Here is a 15,790-nt window from a genome sequence, read left to right as displayed (position 1 = left end):
CTTGCGCTCTGCTGGCGCTTGAGACCCAACGATAGACCGCACGGATCGTCAAGTCACCGAAAAGCGTCCCGTCAGGCGGATTTGGCCAGGCAGGCGACATAGAACCCGTCCATCCCACCGCGATCCGGCCAATAATCGGGCCGCAGGCGCAGGCCGCCCTCTTCGGTGATCCAACCGGGCTCAACCCCAGCAATGTTCAGCGCCTCGCAATCCACGGCCATGTCCGGGTAGTGTTCCAGCGCCTCTTCGATCTGGACCTCGCCCTCATCGGGCAGCAGGGAACAGGTGCAATAGACCAGCCGCCCGCCGGGTTTCAGCAAGGTCCAGGCATGGGCCAGCATCTGGGCCTGCAATTCAATTAGACCGCCGAATTCCGAGCCGTCCTTGGCAAAGGGCAAATCCGGATGGCGGCGAATGGTGCCGGTGGCCGAACAGGGGGCATCCAGCAGGATGGCGTCGTACTGCCCCTGATGCTCCAACGCATCGCCTGCGATGACATCGGCATTCAGACCCGTACGTTTGAGGTTCTCGCGCACCCGCTCCAGCCGCGAGTCCGAGATATCCAGCGCGGTGACCTTTGCTCCGGCAGCGGCCAGTTGCAGCGTCTTGCCGCCCGGCGCGGCGCAGAGGTCCAGAATAGTTTCACCGGCTTTGGGCGCCAGCACCTGCACCGGCAACGCCGCCGCCGCGTCCTGAACCCACCAGTCGCCTGTGTTGAACCCCGGCAGGGCCGAGACCTGCCCCGCATCCTGCACCCGCAGCGACCCGGTTGGCAAAGCCTCTCCGGGGCCGTTCGCCCCCGGTTTTATGGTGATATCCAGTGGGGCACCTGCGAAATGGGCCTGTTCCATGCCCGCAACGGCCTCAGTGCCCCAGGCAATGACCAACGGTTCACGCAGCCATTCCGGCAGGCGCGGCACGCGCATTTTCGGCCACGCTTCAGGCCCTTCGGCGGCCACTTTGCGCAGAACCGCATTCACCAAGCCCTTGAGGCGGCCATGCTTGCGCGAGCGGCCAACGATCTCGACCATGGAATTGACCACACCATGCGCAGCCTCACCATGGCACAGCTCAACCGCGCCCAGTCGCAGAGCGTTGTGCACGGTCAGAGCGGGCGCCCGGTTCAGGTGGTTGTCCAGCAGGCGGTCGGCCCGTTCGAGCCCGCGCAGGGTCTCCAGCGTCAGCCGTTGTGCCCGGGCGCGGTCCTCGGGGTCCAGCCGATCCAGCGCACCTGCGGCCAGACATTCGGACAGCAACCGGCCTTCTCCCAGAATCTGATCCAGCAGGTAGATCGCGCTGCGTCGCGCCGCTGTTGCGTTGTCGGACATGGAACCGCCTTTGATGTGACCCTCGCCCGCATTGCCAAACGCGGACGGGGGCGTATATCAAGCCCTTGCACGGAAAGGAACCCGATGTCATGAGCGACGACCACAAAGACCTGCCCCCTGCCGCCCAGCGCGCATTGGCTGAGGCTGAAGAGCGCCGCAAAAAGGCCGAGGCTGAGGCAAAAGAGATGCCCAAGGAATTGGGTGGCCGCGATGGTCCCGATCCGGCCCGTTACGGCGATTGGGAAAAAAAGGGCATCGCGATCGATTTCTGATCGCTCAGCCCCGCAACGCCTGCAGAAAATCATCAATCAACGCGCGCTGTTTCTTCGACCGCACCCGATCTTCGGGCCAGGTCAGCCAATAGCATTCACGCGTTTGCAGTTCCGGCAGGTCCAGCCTGCACAATTGCCCGCTGCGCACATGCCCAGACGCCAAGGGCACCGAGCCCAATACCACTCCCATCCCCTGCCGAGCCGCCGCAATCGCGTGGCCCATTGAATCAAAGCTGACCCGAGCGGGTGGCAGGTCATCCATCCCCGTAGCCGCAGCCCAATCGCGCCAACCGGGCCGTTCACCGCGTTGATCAACCAGAGTAGCCCCCCACGCAACGCCGGGCGCGGCCATCGGCACCAGAACCTCTTGCGCGATCAAAGCGGCCTCTCTCCCCGGCCAAGCGCCGCGGCCATATCGAATTTGCAGCCATGTCTTTTCTTCGTCCAGCGATGACCGGCGCGCCACGGAATCGGTCAGGACCTGTACCTTGGGCCGCGCCTCAAGGAACAATGGCAGGCACGGCAGAACCAGCGCGTAGATATGGGATGACAGGCCAGCGACCCGTAGTTCACGCGGGGATTTGCCGAATAGGTCCTCGGTGTTGCGCTCCAAAGCCTGCAAACTGTCCTGCACCAGCGGTAGATAGCTTTCGCCCTCAACCGTCAGAGACACGCCCCGCGCTTCACGTACAAACAGCGTGCGGCCCAGCCACGTTTCAAGATTTGCGATCCGCTGACTGACCGCCGCCTGCGTCAGACCGAACTCCTTGGCGGCAGCGGAAAATCCACCCAACCGCCCGGCTGCTTCGAACACGCGCAACCAGTCCAGTGGCGGTAATCCGATCTTTTTCCTAGCCATAAGATTTTCCAAGCCTCAGCAGCAATAAGGATTAATTGTCGTAATGCCACGGGGCGCGTATTTCCTCAAGCAAAGCCGCGCTGAACAGGAGACCCCCATGCTGCGCACCGCCACACACGACGCCTCGGTCGTGACCGTTGAGTTTGACACCGGCACTCAGGCCCGGTTCCACGCCATCTGGTTGCGCGACAACGCGCTGGACCCCGAGACCCGCGCGCCGGGCAATGGCCAACGCCTGATCACCATCGGTGACATTCCCGCCGATGTTTCGATCAGTGCCGCCGAAGTTCTGAATGGTGATCTGAGCCTTACCTTTCAGCCAGAAAACAAAACCGTGACCTTCCCCGCCACTTGGCTGGCCAATCACGTCTATGACCGCGACCGGGCGCAAAACATGGGCCGCACCGCCCCCGGTATCACCACATGGGAACGGGGCATCGACGCGCCTAGCGCGGATTGGGACGTGGTACACGCCAACCCCGCCGCCAAGCGCGACTGGCTGGCTGCGGTGCCCGAGTTTGGCTTTGCCAAGCTGACAAACGGCCCGACCGAACCGGAATCGCTGCTGAAAGTGGCCGACTTGTTCGGCTATGTGCGCGAGACCAACTATGGCCCCTATTTCGAGGTTCGGACCGAGGTTAATCCGACCAACCTCGCCTATACCGGGCTGGGGTTGCAGGCCCACACCGACAACCCTTATCGCGATCCGGTGCCGACACTGCAGATCCTCTACTGTTTGGAAAACAGTGCCGAGGGCGGCGACTCGATCGTGGTTGACGGTTTCCGCGCCGCCGAGAAACTGCGCGACCAGAACCCCGAGGGCTTCGCCCTGTTGGCGGGTTACCCGGCGCGCTTTGAATACAAGGGCTCGGACGGGGTTTGTCTGCGGTCACGTCGCCCGATGATCGAACTGTCACCAGACGGAGAGCTGGTCGGCATCCGCTTCAACAACCGCTCAACCGCGCCGCTGGTTGATGTCCCGTTCGACCGGATGGAGGCCTATTACGCCGCCTATCGCCAATTGGGCGAGATCATCGACGACCCGGCGATGGGCGTGTCGTTCAAGCTGGAACCGGGTGAAAGCTTCATCGTCGACAACACCCGTATCCTGCACGCACGGCTAGGCTATTCCGGTGCGGGCTCGCGCTGGTTGCAAGGCTGCTACGCCGACAAGGACGGGTTGCTGTCGACACTGGCGGCAATGGATATGGCGCAACCGGAGGCGGCGGAATGAAACCGGATTTTTCGACCCTGAACCGGGATAATATCGTCGCGTTCATCGGTGACATCTTCACTCGCCGCGGCAGCGAGGAATATCTGGGCGAGCCCGTCACCATGGCCGAACACATGCTGCAAGGCGCTACAATTGCCGAGCAGAACGGTATGCCCGAGGAGATCATCGTCGGTGCACTGCTGCATGATATCGGCCATTTCACCTCGGAATTCGGCAGCTATCACCCTGACGACACCCAAGACCGCCACCACGAAGACGCAGGCTCGGCGGTGCTGGAGCAGTTCTTTCCGTCAGTGATCACGGATTGCTGCCGTTACCATGTGGCGGCCAAACGCTATCTCTGCGCCACCAAGCCCGAGTATTTCAACCGCCTGTCCGAGGCCTCGGTCCACACGCTGGAACTGCAGGGCGGCCCGATGAGCACCGAGGAAGTGGCCGCGTTCGAATCCAACCCGAACCTGAAAGAGATCATCCAGGTCCGCTATCTGGACGAGGCGGGCAAGCGCCCGGACATGGCAACACCCGATTTTGCCCATTTCGCACCGATGGTACAGCGTATGGTCGACAAACATATGGGGTCGTCATGAACGCGCCGGAATATATCTTTGAGGCCAGCACCAAGCCCTCGTTGCCATGGCACGAGGTCCCGCTAATCCGCGCAACAGACGAGTCGGTCAAGGGCTATGGCTGTCTGGTCGATGACCCTGAAACCTTCGAGATCGAAATCACCCGCTGGCCGCAGCAAGGCTGGCGGCCCATCGACGAGGGCACTGGTGACGAAGGGGGCTGGGTCGAAGGCACGTTTCACGGCGAATGGAAGGGCGATGTGCTCTATGGCCGCAACGAAGCGGTGAACGGCCACTATGTGCTGGGCTGGTCCACCGATCCGCAACAGGCGCAGGCGGATCGCCAATCCGCACCCCGCGATCAGGTGTTGCTGTGGCATATGAACTATCACCCCGATGGCGGGCAGATGTTCTGGCCGTTGGACAACAAGCCTTTCATCATCCCCGCCGCCCTGCCCGGTGACAACCTGACGCCGGAAAAGGTGGTGGCATTCTGGTGCGACGGCTCGCGCGGGCTCTATATTCATCCCGGCATCTGGCATGAAGGGATTTTTCCCGTAGAGGACAATCAGCGTTTCCTCGACCGTCAGGGTGCAGTTCACGCACGGGTCAGCGCCGATATCGGCAAGGAGTTCGGTGTCTACCTCGCCTGCCCGTTGCGCGCGGACAAGATCAGGGACCTCTGACACCGCTTTCAGAATCCCTTAACCCTTGCCGTTGGCATCTGTGATACGCTCGACCCACGTCCGATGGGCATGGGAGGCATCAGATGGGACTGAACAGACGTAAGGTTGTCCAGTTGGGAACAGCGGCGACGGTCGGAACGCTGCTGCCGCGCGCCACGCTTGCGGCAGCAGACCAGAATGAGGCGTTCGAACAGGGCTTTAGCAATACGCTCGCGCGCCTGAGAACGCTATTTGCAGAGCTTGGTTTCACCGAATCCGACCCGCTGTCGATTGTATCGGGGGTCGCGGACTATAATGGCGGGCTGCGACACGATTTCGATCAGTCCGCCCTGCCGTCCAATGCCTTTGTCATCCAGCCGTTGGCGCGGGTGGGGGATGTGGACGAACAACACCGCCCGGACGTGCTGCCCCTGTTTCACGAGGTCGGCTGTCACCCGAAGGACGCCGACGGTCAGGCCACGACCCGCCTGATGATGCGCCTTTTGACCGAGGGGTTCGGCCTCGACCCATCCCGCATCGCCTTTGTCAGCGTGCCGCAATCCAATGCCTTGCGCCCGGTGCTGGACGAGTTGGGCCTGCCTTTTGCGGAAAAAGTCCTGTTGCGAGACGAGGCCGAGGCCTTGGCTGCCCGAGACGCGTCCGGCTTTTTCTTCCCCGATCCGTTTGGCGAAGACTACATCGTGACCATGGGCGTCTATTACCGCGTCGGGGAAACGGATGAACCCGCCCCCGGCTCCTATCCTCCGTCAGCTAACTGGACCGAAATCGGTGAGATTGTCATTGGCGGAGAGGCCGCGCCGCTGGGAATTTCCATTGGGGCCGAGCGCATGACCTATGCAATGACCGGCCAGTTCCCAACTTGGGATCAGCGGCTGGGTGCTTTGTTTGCACAGGTCGAACAGGACGGCACCGAACCGCCCGGTTTGACTGCGTTCAAGTGACGGGGCTTACAGTCCCAACACATCCACCATGTCATATTGACCGGGCGCTTTACCCTGCCCCCACAGCGCTGCCTTCAGCGCGCCGCGGGCAAAGATGGCGCGGTCGGTGGCCAGATGGCGCAGGACGATGCGTTCTCCGGGGGCGGCAAACAGGACGTCGTGCTCGCCAACGATGTCTCCGCCACGAATAGCGTGGAAGCCGATATTGCCGCGTTGACGCGCGCCGGTGATGCCGTCGCGGCCCCGGTCGGACACGTCCGCCAGATTGACCCCGCGCCCTTCGGCGGCGGCCTCACCCAGCATCAAAGCAGTCCCTGAGGGCGCATCGACCTTGTGGTGGTGGTGGCCTTCGATCACCTCGATATCGAAATCCTCATCCAGCGCAGCGGCGACCTTTTTGGTCAGTTGCACCAGCAGGTTGACGCCGAGGCTCATGTTCCCCGCCCGCACGATCACCGCATGGCGTGCAGCGGGTTCCAGCGCCGCGATCTGTTCGTCGGTCATGCCGGTGGTGCCGATCACATGCACGCAGCGCGCCTGCGCGGCCAGAGCGGCAAATTCCAACGTCGCCTCGGGCGCGGTGAAGTCGATCACCGCTTGCGCCTGCGCAAACGCCTCCAGCGGATCGTCTGTCACGGTAACGCCCAGCGCGGGGCCGCCCATCGCCGTGCCCACATCCTGACCGATCCAATCGTGTCCCGCGCGTTCGACCACACCGACCAGACGCGCCTGATCGCTGTCCGTCACGGTCTTGATCAGCATCTGCCCCATACGGCCCGAAGCCCCTGTGATGACGATCCCCGGAATATGGGTCATTGCGCTGGTCCTTTCGCGTTTGTCGGCTCAAAGCCTCCTACCCCGTTCGCGCCCGCTTGGCAAAGCCCTGCTTTGCGCTTAGATCGGGTTGTATGGCAAAGAACAAATTTCACGATGGCCCCGGCCCGTCCCAACGACAACTGCGCGTCGGCGAACTGATCCGCCGCACCCTGTCTGAGGTTTTGGCGCGCGGAGATGTCCACGACCCCGACCTGAACCGTATGTCGATCACCGTGGGTGAGGTGCGCACCTCGCCCGATCTGAAAATCGCCACTGCCTATGTGCTGCCGCTGGGTGGCAAGGGGCAGGAGGACGTGATTGAACTGCTCGCTCGCAACAAGGGTGAGCTGCGCAGGATGGTCGGCAAGAAGGTCGGCCTGAAATTCTCGCCCGATCTGCGGTTCCGGTTGGATGACACGTTTGACCGTCTGGACGACACCCGCCGCATGTTCGAACAGGACGCGGTGCGCCGCGATCTGGACGAGTGATCCGAGCGCTGGCCACAATGGGCGCGGTCCTCTGGGCGGCGCAAGCCTCTGCGGTCACCTGTGAAAAGCTGACCCATGAGGACAAGCGGTACACCATCTGCGAGGTGGATGCCGCGTCCGAAGACCTGCGCCTTTTCCTGAAGGACGAAAACGGCGACCTGCTGGGGCATTTCTCGTCAGTGAACGAAGCACTTGCCCCAGGCGGCAAGCGGCTGGCCTTTGCGATGAATGCGGGTATGTATCACGATGACCGCTCGCCTGTCGGCCATTATGTCGAAGAGGGTCAGGAGCAGATGCGAGTGATCCCCAACGCCGGCCCCGGCAATTTCGGTCTGCTGCCCAATGGTGTGTTCTGCATCCGCAAGGGCCGCGCTGACGTGTTCGAGACGTTGGATTATGTAGATAAGGCACCCAATTGCCAGTTCGCCACCCAATCCGGCCCAATGCTGGTAATCGACGGAGAATTGCACCCGCGCTTCCTGCCTGATTCGACCTCGCTCTATGTGCGCAACGGAGTCGGCACCAGCGCGGATGGCACGCGCACGGTGTTTGCGATCTCGGACGATTATGTCACCTTCCACGAATTCGGCAGCCTGTTCCGGGATGTTCTGGAAACTCCGAACGCGCTGTTTCTGGATGGCAATATTTCCCGGATGTACGAGCGGGCAAGCAACCGTTCCGATATCGGCTTCTCGCTGGGGCCGATCGTGGGTGTGGTCGAAGACGTGCCCACAAATTGACAGCGGCAGAGTGATCCGCTAACTCGCGCGCCTCAGCAAGAATCTAGGTGAAGCATGGGACGCAAACGCAAGGGTCGCGACATTTCCGGTTGGCTGGTGGTGGACAAGCCTGCGGGCATGACCTCGACCGCGGTGGTCAACAAGGTGCGATGGGCGATGGACGCCAAGAAAGCGGGTCATGCGGGCACGCTGGACCCCGAGGCAACCGGAGTTCTGGCCGTCGCTTTGGGTGAGGCGACCAAGACCGTTCCCTACATCACCGACGCTTTGAAAGCTTACACCTTCACCGTGCGTCTGGGGCAGGCCACCAACACCGACGATGCCGAGGGCGAAGTGATTGCTGAAAGTGATGCGCGCCCTTCGGATGACGACATCAAACAGGCATTGGCCCCGTTTCTGGGCGACATTATGCAGGTGCCGCCCAAATTCTCGGCTGTGAAGATCGACGGCCAGCGCGCCTATAAGCTGGCCCGCGATGGTGAGGATGTAGAACTGTCCGCCCGCCCCCTGTGGGTCGAGGAACTGGTACTCGTCGACCGCCCAGACGAGGATCACGTGGTGCTGGAAATGACCTGCGGCAAAGGCGGCTATGTTCGCTCGATTGCCCGCGACCTAGGCGCAGCACTGGGCTGCCACGGCCACGTAAAGGAACTGCGCCGCATCTGGTCCGGCCCTTTCGAGGCCGAGGATGGCCTTTCCATTGAACAAATCGACGAGATGGCCAAGACCGAGGCGTTGGATGCGTATCTGCATCCGTTGGAAACTGGCCTCGCCGACTTGCCCGAGTTGAAATGCACCCCCGAAGGCGCCACCCGCCTCCGCAACGGCAATCCGGGCATGGTGCTGGCCTCGGATGCGGAATATGGCGATGAGGCCTGGGCTTCGCTGGATGGCAAGGCTGTGGCCGTGGGTATCTACAAATCGGGCGAATTGCACCCCAGCCGGGTGTTCGTCGCCTGAACGGCGTGTTAGGCGGGGGGCATGATCACCCGAACGCACACAAAGGGCGATGCGCCCTCGACCGCCATCTATTCCGACTGCGAAAAGTATCGCTATAGCCTGACCCGCATCTGGGAGCCAGCGGGACACAAGGCGCTCTTCGTGATGCTGAACCCGTCGACCGCGACCGAGACCGTAAATTATGCACTACAAAGTGTTTTATTATTTGTTTTTCATATTGTTAGAAAGACTACAGTGTAGTCGCATATGTTTTCTTTTCCGGAGGTTGAGATGGCAGATCAGGCAAAAAAGTTCCCAAAGGAAGCGCATACGCTGCACGATCCGGGTGGAAAAGTGCGAATTCGCCTCCCAGACGGGGTTATAGGAAGCGCGACATTTTCCTCCTGTGGGCGATATCGCCAAACGTTAATCCGCGACTGGACACCAGATGGCGCTGAGCCCCGAACCATAATGTTCGTCGGCCAAAATCCGTCAGTCGCCACAGCAGATGTCTCGGACCCAACCTGTGACAGAGAGCTTGGTTTTGCCAGAAGGTGGGGATTTTCGCGCTACGTGAAAACCAACATGCTGGATTGGCGAGCCACCGAGCCCAAGAACGTACCAAATGATCCTGAAATTGCATGCAGTTCAGACAATCTAACAGCAATCCTCAGCGAAGCTGAGAATGCCGAGGAGATTTTATTGGCATATGGAAAACTACACAAGCGGTATGCAGATATCGTCAATAGAACGCTTAACGCCCTTAGGAAAACTGGAAAACCTCTCTCCTGCTTAAAACTGAATAAGGACGGTTCTGCCGGGCATCCGCTATACATAAGTAGTAAAACAGAACGGTTTCCATTTCCGGGCCTTTAGCGGCTCCTTGGGTACAAATACGGCTAAAAGCCGAAAGTGATTTGGAACTCTGGCTGGCCTTGCTGCACTAATCGGGGCGTGACCGAACTTCACATTTCCCAAGCGGATTTATCCGACGGGCCCTCTGACAGGTACACGAAGAACGGTGTAACGTTTGAGAACGGCGACGCAGATCTGGGTTCCCGCAACTTGTCGATCAAAATATCTTGCATCATGGATCGGCCAAGAAGCTTGATACAATTCATCTTGGCCTCGATACGGCTCCGGCGGCGGTATCCACTCCATCGTCGCCAGGTGGCCCAGCCCAAATATCGCGGGGCACTACTACGGCGGCGTCTTTAGAATTGGGCCATTTTTTGAATGAGACAATTTCAGTTTCTTGAATACCGTTATTATTGCATTTAATGCTGGAGATAGACGTGTATCCACCGTGCCAGACAAGGAGCCAACTTGTTTTGGTCTTTTGCGGATAAGTTTTAAAGGTAATGATCGTGCTGCGTGGCAGCTTCGGTAGCTTTTAGAACTTCTTCGGCCTCGACGCCTAAAGCCCTGCAAATAACAATAAGCTCAACGACGTCTATACGGCGTTCTTCGCTTTCTATTCGGGCCACTAAGGATTGCTGGCAATGTAGTCTTTCAGCCAATTGCTCCTGAGACAATCCTGAACGCTTCCTTGCGTCTACAATGGATTGGCACAAAGCTTTGTGCCCACTGCTTCTTATAGTTTTTGACATGACCGCCAAACATTTGTGTGCTTGACGATCCCTAATCTGGATTTTAGATTATCTAAAAAGTAGATAAAATGATCTGGAGCGATACGAGTGCTTGAAGGTGGTTCGTTGAATTTCATAGCCTTGGCGGATTTGGCGGCAAGAAAGGCCCGAGACGAAGTCATCGTTAAGAGCATTCCGCAACCTTTGGCGCGCCGTTTCGTAACGAGCCTTCTCGATCGCCCGTTCCTGCGCCCGCTTTTGGAACTTGAAATCAATGGGTGCACCAGCTTTGAAGGAGCACTTCTATTGGTAGGGCAGGAGCTTGCTCACGCCACGAAATTCCGATGCCGAAGCCAGCAGTTTCGTGGTGAAGAGTGCGAGGCTTTGGAGATATCCCCACTGGGTTGGACAACCTTGGCAGCAGAGCAAGTGGGATTGGAAGAGAACCGTTGGATGCATCTGTTTAGAGAGGCCATTCAGGGGTATGTATGTGTCGATCAAGGAGCTGGGATCTGTATGTCTCGAGCGCTCTACGAAACAGCACTTGAAATCCCAGACCCGGCTTTGCTTGAACGCGTCGTTTTAATTAACAACGGAACTAAACAGTTTCCGCATTTCCGCAGCGGTGCCAATCAAACCGACAAAGGGATTCGGCGGGAGCAGTCCCCATGGTGGAGCACGGATGGGCAAAAGAGGTCATGCGTAGACGTTTTTGACTTAAGCCGGGCGAATGAGGTTTTTTGATTTGACCAATAGCTGAAGCAGAGATTGAGATGCCAGATCAGACCGAAAAGAAGCTCAAACTTGGCATTCTTGACGGACAACTTGGAAATCCTCCTGACTTTATTGATACCCAAGGCACTATTGAAGGCAGACACAATGAAATGGCCGCTGAAGCAGCTGAGATACTCGGTTTGATGATACAGGAAGTACGGCTTCAGCATAAGATGTCAGTCGAAACGCTTGCCGAAAAAGCCGGATTGTCGGCGTTACAAGTAAAGCAGATAGAAGCCGGAGATTTGTGCGTACCAATCGGCGAGACATTTGCAGTTGCCGCTATGCTAAGCGTTCCATTGTATGAGCCCGAAGAGTATGATCCGCGATTTGTCAGCCCGCGGCTGCATGAGCAGAGACAGAAAAATGCTCTTCTACTGCAGCGGGCATTTCAAGTGCGACACAGGGAAGTGGATGACGATTTCTGACACTGCACCATAGTATTGTACGGTGCAGGGCGTGAGAAAGTGTGCCTTTCGAGCTTGGGATATCTACGTTCGCAATACCGCGCCCAAGCTGTTGTTACTCGCAGTCTTTGCATTGCAGATAGCTCGAAAATGCTCAACCCAGAATGCAAGGAAGATGAGCGCTCAGAAGATTGCAGACTTGGCATCCAGAAAGGCTGGTTGGAGCTGTCTCATTTCTTTGTCCCGGCACGCCACGCATAAGCCAAGTCGGCCGCATCTGGTCCAGCGCGGTGCGTCGTGGGTCGGTTCGCTTTAGTTTTGTAAACACGGGCCACGCGGGAGGTGGCTGGATTGCCGTCATCCGAAAATGCGTTCCATACAGCTTGGTCGAAATCCATGATTTGCGGACCGGGCCGTTCGAGCAATCGGTCAAGCCAACGTTGATCATACTCGGGCGCATCTGAGATCAAGCTGTTTTCCCGTGCAATATCCAGAAGCCACTGGCTGACGGCGTCAGCGTCCAATCCGGCGCTGAGAACGCTCAAGTACGGAAGACCGTGAATGGCCTCGGATTTCGGATCCCAATCAGCAGGATCCCAACCTGCTCGCGTGCGTATGAGTCGACTCTTTACAATGACCTTGCTGCCTTCGAGCCATGCCAGCCCAACCTCAATAGGCCAAGATTGGGGGCTGAGCGACGATGCTTCGAAATCAATAAAAATATTCATTTAGTCGGCTACCAGATCTTCGAGAAGGTGATACGGTGCTGTTTCGCGGAACTGCTTGACGAGTTCCGGATCATGCGAATGGTCACGACCGGCAGTATTGAGAAGATGCCGTGCGTACAGGACGCCTATGACTACTGTGCTGGCACCGGCGATGTTGAATGCTGTTTCGATCGCATTCACTTGAAGTCTCCCTGTTTTTTTTGCGGGCGAGCCAGTTCGCGGAAACGCTATGCCTGTGTAGTGTTACCAACTCTATTGTACTATCATTTGCCGCAAAGGGCGTGTGAGATGACAGGAGAACACAAGGGAAACAACGGCGTCAATGAGCGAGTGAAAGCTACGCTTGACGGAAAGTTGTCGCCAGACGATCTCACTGCAGAGGAGCAGGAGGCCTGGGATACGTTTTTCATGGAGAAGGTGACCAATCCTGGGCCGAGAGAGCGAGTTTTTTTTTGAAGAGCGGCGGCGGAAGGGCCTTGGCGTCGGTTTCGATGAAGATGGAAACCTGGTGCGTGGGTCAGATCTCGGTGATCAGGTCAAAGCTGCCTTCGATGGACAAATCTCCCCCAGCGATCTGACAGAACAGGAATATTATGTTTGGTTCGATGCGTTCGCGCGCAAGTTGCCAACTCCAACAGTTGAAGCCGAAGAGTTTTTCGCTGAGCTCCGCAGCAAGAGCATTGACCCGGATCTGATTTTTGTTAGCCCGTTGGGCTTTTCTGGGCGAGATGTAATTGAGTATCTCAATCTCAAAATACTGCCTGGGAGTGCAATTGATCGAAACGAGCTTGTCGATATTGTCGAAGATGCGCTGAACCGGTTGCCCGAGAATCTTAGATCGAAATTTGGGCGCAGTACGACCGAGGGTTCGATTGTAGTTTCCGATGCAAGCGGTGTCTGGTTCGATGACAGATAAGAAATGGATCTTTGAAGCGCAGGCTGGTGTTGAAAATGAACACCGACGTCTGGAGGAAAAAGGGCCATTGTTGGAAAGATACCGGCAAGCCTGGTTTGATGAAAACCGTGCTGCGTTTTCTGCGCAGTCAGTATGGCATGAGCGAAACGGGCATCCACTTGCTGAGAACCGCGTCAGAGTTCAGAAAGATGAGTTTTCGTGATTTTAACGCGCTGCTTGAAAGCTGCTCGGGTGTTTTCAGTGCCGCGGTCTCTGACGCCACCTTCTTCATCTTCGCTCGATACGTCGGCAATTGCGCGACGATGATACTCGACCGCAGCAAGAATTGCTGCTACGTGAGCATCGTTTCGAGTACCTTTGATCGTTGGAATTCGCAAGCGGGTGAAACTGTGTAAAAAAGCAATTGGCTTCAACCCAAATGGCCAAGTCAAAGGTCAAAATCCCGTCCGTTTCCCGTATCAGTGAAACTGTGCTACTCTGTCGCTATGACACCCGATGAGATGATGAAAGAACTCTTTGAGAAAAAGCCAGGGCTCGAGCAGAGGATTGGTCGTCGGTTGCTCTGGCGGTACCCACTTTTTAAGCTGCAGATGCGCCTCGCGCGCCTCTTCCGGTAGTTGTCCAAAACAGATCCGTTTTTCCATGCCTCGCATGAAACGCGTGTTCCTTCTAAGCAGGACACTGTTTGTTGTTACATGTGCACGCGCAAACTGAGGGTACGTAAGTTTTGGCTCGAGAGTTTGGGCGCTCGGGATGACGGCATTGTATAGGCGTTATGGATCGCCGAGGTCGCAAAAAGTTGCACAAAATCATCTTTCTATGTTCAGGCCGTTCTTATGGAAAATTAGGGAGAAGGGTTCGTTTGTGAATTTCGTAAACCGACTATGTTTTCTCCCTTCGGAGCTCACGAGCGAGATTGGATCGCAAATTTCTTTGGGCAATCAGCGCGAATTTCTTTGGGCTGCTGCACGCAAACTTTCTTAATGATTTTGAGAAGTGACGTAAACGCGTTCGCGGTGTCATACATCTGGCGGTAAGCCTCTCTCAGCTTTGCTTGCTGAGGAGCGTCTGACGACGGTTTTGGAGTATAGTCCGCGCAGCTTTTCCGAGTTCTATCGGGTCTAAATTTGACTCCGCGAGGGATCGCTCAGAGTTTTCGAGTTTTTTGTTCATACGCAGTAACATAGCTCAAACTCAAGAGAATTCATAGACGTCGAAGCAGAGCAAACACTGTCCGAAATACCAGGCATGAACCGTAAATACACAAACTGTGTCAGTGAAACCTCACAGTTCGACAACTATAAGGTGTGCTATCTACTTTGCATGCTCATTGATTGACACCCTCAAGGCTCGATTTAATACTTCTGGAGAGGTTAATTAGTTTCAAAAATCAATGTCCTATTCGAAAGCTACTGATTTGTTGCGCCTTGCGGACTTTGCTGCAGCCCGACACCGAGGCGTTACTCTTCTGGAAATTGAAGATGAGTTTCAAGTTACAAGACGTACTGCGCAACGCATGACGAGTGCCTTAGAGCAAGCGTTTCCCTTCGCTGTTGAAATCTTGATCGATCCAGACCGTACAAAGAGATGGGCTCTTCTTGAATCTCCATTGGCCCGGCTGAAGATGCACGGGGACGAAGAGCTGGAAGCTCTCGACTACGCAATGGAAAGGTTGTCAGAGAGCGGTGATTTACGCCAAAGGAATGCTCTTGCTGCGCTCCGAGACCGATTGATGGCAGCGCTACCGGCGCGTGAGGCACGTCGTCTGGAAGCTGATGCCGAGTGGATGCTGGAAGCCTACGGTGTGGCGGCCCGGCCAGGCCCGGCGACGCAGATTTCCAAAGAGGTTAGCAAAACCATTTCAGATGCCATTCGAGGGCCCTACCTGTTGCGCTTTTCCTACAAAGACACGGTGCGCTTGGTTGAACCGCATGGCGTCCTTCTCGGTGCCCGTCGATACTTGGTGGCGAAAAGCCCGGGCAACCAAACCATGAAGCATTTCCGCCTCGACTTGATCTACGCGGTTGAAGTCATCGAAGAGTTTTTCGAACGCGATCCGAATTTCGATCTCAACGACCACGCAGCCCATGCATTCGGATCATTTCAGAGCGTCGATGAATATGGCCCGGTTCATTGGAGGTTCACTCCCTATGCCGCCCAACGTGCAGCGGAATGGCATTTCCATCCAGCCCAGCTGACTGAGTTCCAAGAAGATGGGTCACTTGACGTTCGATTTGTTGCTTCTGGCTGGTTGGAAATGGCTTGGCATCTATACCAGTGGGGAGACAGTGTAGAAGTCCTCCACCCTCCGCAATTGGCCAATCTGGTGAAGGGATTTCAACGCGACGATTTCAACGCACTACCCTAAGCATGTTCACATTACGTTCCCAGTCTCAAGAATTTTTTCCGCTCACTCACCACAGACCATGACAGATTTTGACACCCACGCATGAAAAGTTGGCCTCAACAGCCCTCGCTGGGTTTCCGTTCGCCATGAAAGGCTTGCA

At 57.1% G+C, this 15,790-nt stretch carries 20 protein-coding genes and 2 pseudogenes; 15 read left to right on the top strand and 7 right to left on the bottom strand.

What is annotated here, in order from left to right:
- Positions 1–71: 71 nt before the first annotated feature.
- Complete coding sequence (locus ACR0ER_RS08035) at positions 72–1,328, bottom strand: RsmB/NOP family class I SAM-dependent RNA methyltransferase (protein ID WP_480768461.1); 1,257 nt, start codon at positions 1,326–1,328, stop codon at positions 72–74.
- Positions 1,329–1,417: 89 nt separating this feature from the next.
- Between ACR0ER_RS08035 and ACR0ER_RS08030 the strand changes: the two genes are divergently transcribed.
- Positions 1,418–1,600 (top strand): DUF1674 domain-containing protein, encoded by a 183-nt coding sequence (locus tag ACR0ER_RS08030; RefSeq protein WP_480768460.1) that lies wholly within the window; start codon positions 1,418–1,420, stop codon positions 1,598–1,600.
- A gap of 4 nt (positions 1,601–1,604) precedes the next feature.
- Here the strand turns inward: ACR0ER_RS08030 and ACR0ER_RS08025 are convergent, their stop codons facing one another.
- Positions 1,605–2,459: a LysR family transcriptional regulator gene (locus ACR0ER_RS08025; RefSeq protein WP_480768459.1), complete on the bottom strand. Its 855-nt coding sequence runs from the start codon at positions 2,457–2,459 to the stop codon at positions 1,605–1,607.
- A gap of 97 nt (positions 2,460–2,556) precedes the next feature.
- Here ACR0ER_RS08025 and tmpA point away from each other — a divergent pair, with 97 nt between their 5' ends.
- From tmpA to ACR0ER_RS08005, 4 genes are all read left to right on the top strand, one after another.
- Positions 2,557–3,693, top strand: a complete 1,137-nt coding sequence (tmpA, locus tag ACR0ER_RS08020) for a 2-trimethylaminoethylphosphonate dioxygenase (RefSeq protein ID WP_480768458.1) — start codon at positions 2,557–2,559, stop codon at positions 3,691–3,693.
- Positions 3,690–4,280, top strand: a complete 591-nt coding sequence (gene tmpB / locus ACR0ER_RS08015) for a (R)-1-hydroxy-2-trimethylaminoethylphosphonate oxygenase (protein ID WP_480768457.1) — start codon at positions 3,690–3,692, stop codon at positions 4,278–4,280. Before tmpA ends, tmpB begins: the two co-directional genes overlap by 4 nt.
- Positions 4,277–4,945: an ureidoglycolate lyase gene (locus ACR0ER_RS08010; RefSeq protein ID WP_480768456.1), complete on the top strand. Its 669-nt coding sequence runs from the start codon at positions 4,277–4,279 to the stop codon at positions 4,943–4,945. The genes tmpB and ACR0ER_RS08010 overlap by 4 nt, the downstream gene beginning before the upstream one ends.
- Positions 4,946–5,028: 83 nt before the next feature.
- On the top strand, positions 5,029–5,886 hold the full coding sequence (locus ACR0ER_RS08005) for a hypothetical protein (protein WP_480768455.1): 858 nt from the start codon (positions 5,029–5,031) through the stop codon (positions 5,884–5,886).
- Between the two features lie 6 nt (positions 5,887–5,892).
- On the opposite strand, the gene dapB is transcribed toward ACR0ER_RS08005, so the two are convergent.
- Positions 5,893–6,702 (bottom strand): 4-hydroxy-tetrahydrodipicolinate reductase, encoded by an 810-nt coding sequence (gene dapB / locus ACR0ER_RS08000; RefSeq protein ID WP_170329629.1) that lies wholly within the window; start codon positions 6,700–6,702, stop codon positions 5,893–5,895.
- 92 nt (positions 6,703–6,794) lie between these two features.
- On the opposite strand from dapB, the gene rbfA reads away from it, so the two are divergent.
- The 5 genes and pseudogenes from rbfA (at position 6,795) to ACR0ER_RS07975 (ending at position 9,745) form a co-directional block, all read left to right on the top strand.
- A complete protein-coding gene (rbfA, locus tag ACR0ER_RS07995) occupies positions 6,795–7,190 on the top strand; it encodes a 30S ribosome-binding factor RbfA (RefSeq protein ID WP_010438628.1) in 396 nt (131 codons plus the stop codon).
- 17 nt (positions 7,191–7,207) lie between these two features.
- Positions 7,208–7,930, top strand: a complete 723-nt coding sequence (locus ACR0ER_RS07990) for a phosphodiester glycosidase family protein (RefSeq protein WP_480768454.1) — start codon at positions 7,208–7,210, stop codon at positions 7,928–7,930.
- A gap of 54 nt (positions 7,931–7,984) precedes the next feature.
- On the top strand, positions 7,985–8,890 hold the full coding sequence (gene truB / locus ACR0ER_RS07985) for a tRNA pseudouridine(55) synthase TruB (RefSeq protein WP_480768453.1): 906 nt from the start codon (positions 7,985–7,987) through the stop codon (positions 8,888–8,890).
- Positions 8,891–8,911: 21 nt separating this feature from the next.
- A pseudogene (locus ACR0ER_RS07980) lies at positions 8,912–9,070 on the top strand (DUF1643 domain-containing protein); the annotation flags it as partial.
- Positions 9,071–9,160: 90 nt separating this feature from the next.
- Positions 9,161–9,745 (top strand): DUF1643 domain-containing protein, encoded by a 585-nt coding sequence (locus ACR0ER_RS07975; RefSeq protein WP_480672871.1) that lies wholly within the window; start codon positions 9,161–9,163, stop codon positions 9,743–9,745.
- A 108-nt stretch (positions 9,746–9,853) separates the two neighbouring features.
- Here ACR0ER_RS07975 and ACR0ER_RS07970 read toward each other — a convergent pair.
- A pseudogene (locus tag ACR0ER_RS07970) lies at positions 9,854–10,065 on the bottom strand (IS5/IS1182 family transposase); the annotation flags it as partial.
- A 156-nt stretch (positions 10,066–10,221) separates the two neighbouring features.
- Positions 10,222–10,479, bottom strand: a complete 258-nt coding sequence (locus ACR0ER_RS07965; protein ID WP_480672873.1) for a helix-turn-helix domain-containing protein — start codon at positions 10,477–10,479, stop codon at positions 10,222–10,224.
- Between the two features lie 87 nt (positions 10,480–10,566).
- Here ACR0ER_RS07965 and ACR0ER_RS07960 point away from each other — a divergent pair, with 87 nt between their 5' ends.
- Positions 10,567–11,202 carry a hypothetical protein gene (locus ACR0ER_RS07960; protein ID WP_480672875.1) on the top strand — a complete coding sequence of 212 codons (636 nt, stop codon included), beginning with the start codon at positions 10,567–10,569 and terminating at the stop codon, positions 11,200–11,202.
- Between the two features lie 29 nt (positions 11,203–11,231).
- Positions 11,232–11,660, top strand: a complete 429-nt coding sequence (locus ACR0ER_RS07955) for a helix-turn-helix domain-containing protein (RefSeq protein ID WP_480672877.1) — start codon at positions 11,232–11,234, stop codon at positions 11,658–11,660.
- Positions 11,661–11,869: 209 nt separating this feature from the next.
- Here the strand turns inward: ACR0ER_RS07955 and ACR0ER_RS07950 are convergent, their stop codons facing one another.
- Together ACR0ER_RS07950 and ACR0ER_RS07945 are read right to left on the bottom strand one after the other, a co-directional pair.
- A complete protein-coding gene (locus ACR0ER_RS07950; RefSeq protein ID WP_480672879.1) occupies positions 11,870–12,367 on the bottom strand; it encodes a hypothetical protein in 498 nt (165 codons plus the stop codon).
- Entirely contained in the window at positions 12,368–12,547 is a 180-nt protein-coding gene (locus ACR0ER_RS07945) for a hypothetical protein (RefSeq protein ID WP_480768452.1), read from the bottom strand.
- 328 nt (positions 12,548–12,875) lie between these two features.
- Here ACR0ER_RS07945 and ACR0ER_RS07940 point away from each other — a divergent pair, with 328 nt between their 5' ends.
- The 3 genes from ACR0ER_RS07940 to ACR0ER_RS07930 all read left to right on the top strand — a co-directional run bounded on the left by ACR0ER_RS07940 (position 12,876) and on the right by ACR0ER_RS07930 (position 15,651).
- Positions 12,876–13,283: a hypothetical protein gene (locus ACR0ER_RS07940; protein WP_480768451.1), complete on the top strand. Its 408-nt coding sequence runs from the start codon at positions 12,876–12,878 to the stop codon at positions 13,281–13,283.
- Positions 13,284–13,318: 35 nt separating this feature from the next.
- Entirely contained in the window at positions 13,319–13,678 is a 360-nt protein-coding gene (locus ACR0ER_RS07935) for a hypothetical protein (RefSeq protein ID WP_480672884.1), read from the top strand.
- Positions 13,679–14,676: 998 nt separating this feature from the next.
- On the top strand, positions 14,677–15,651 hold the full coding sequence (locus tag ACR0ER_RS07930; protein ID WP_480672885.1) for a helix-turn-helix transcriptional regulator: 975 nt from the start codon (positions 14,677–14,679) through the stop codon (positions 15,649–15,651).
- The last annotated feature ends 139 nt before the right edge of the window (positions 15,652–15,790 follow it).

Source organism: Ruegeria sp. CH8, from assembly GCF_056536985.1.
This window is presented reverse-complemented; position numbering and strand designations above follow the sequence as displayed.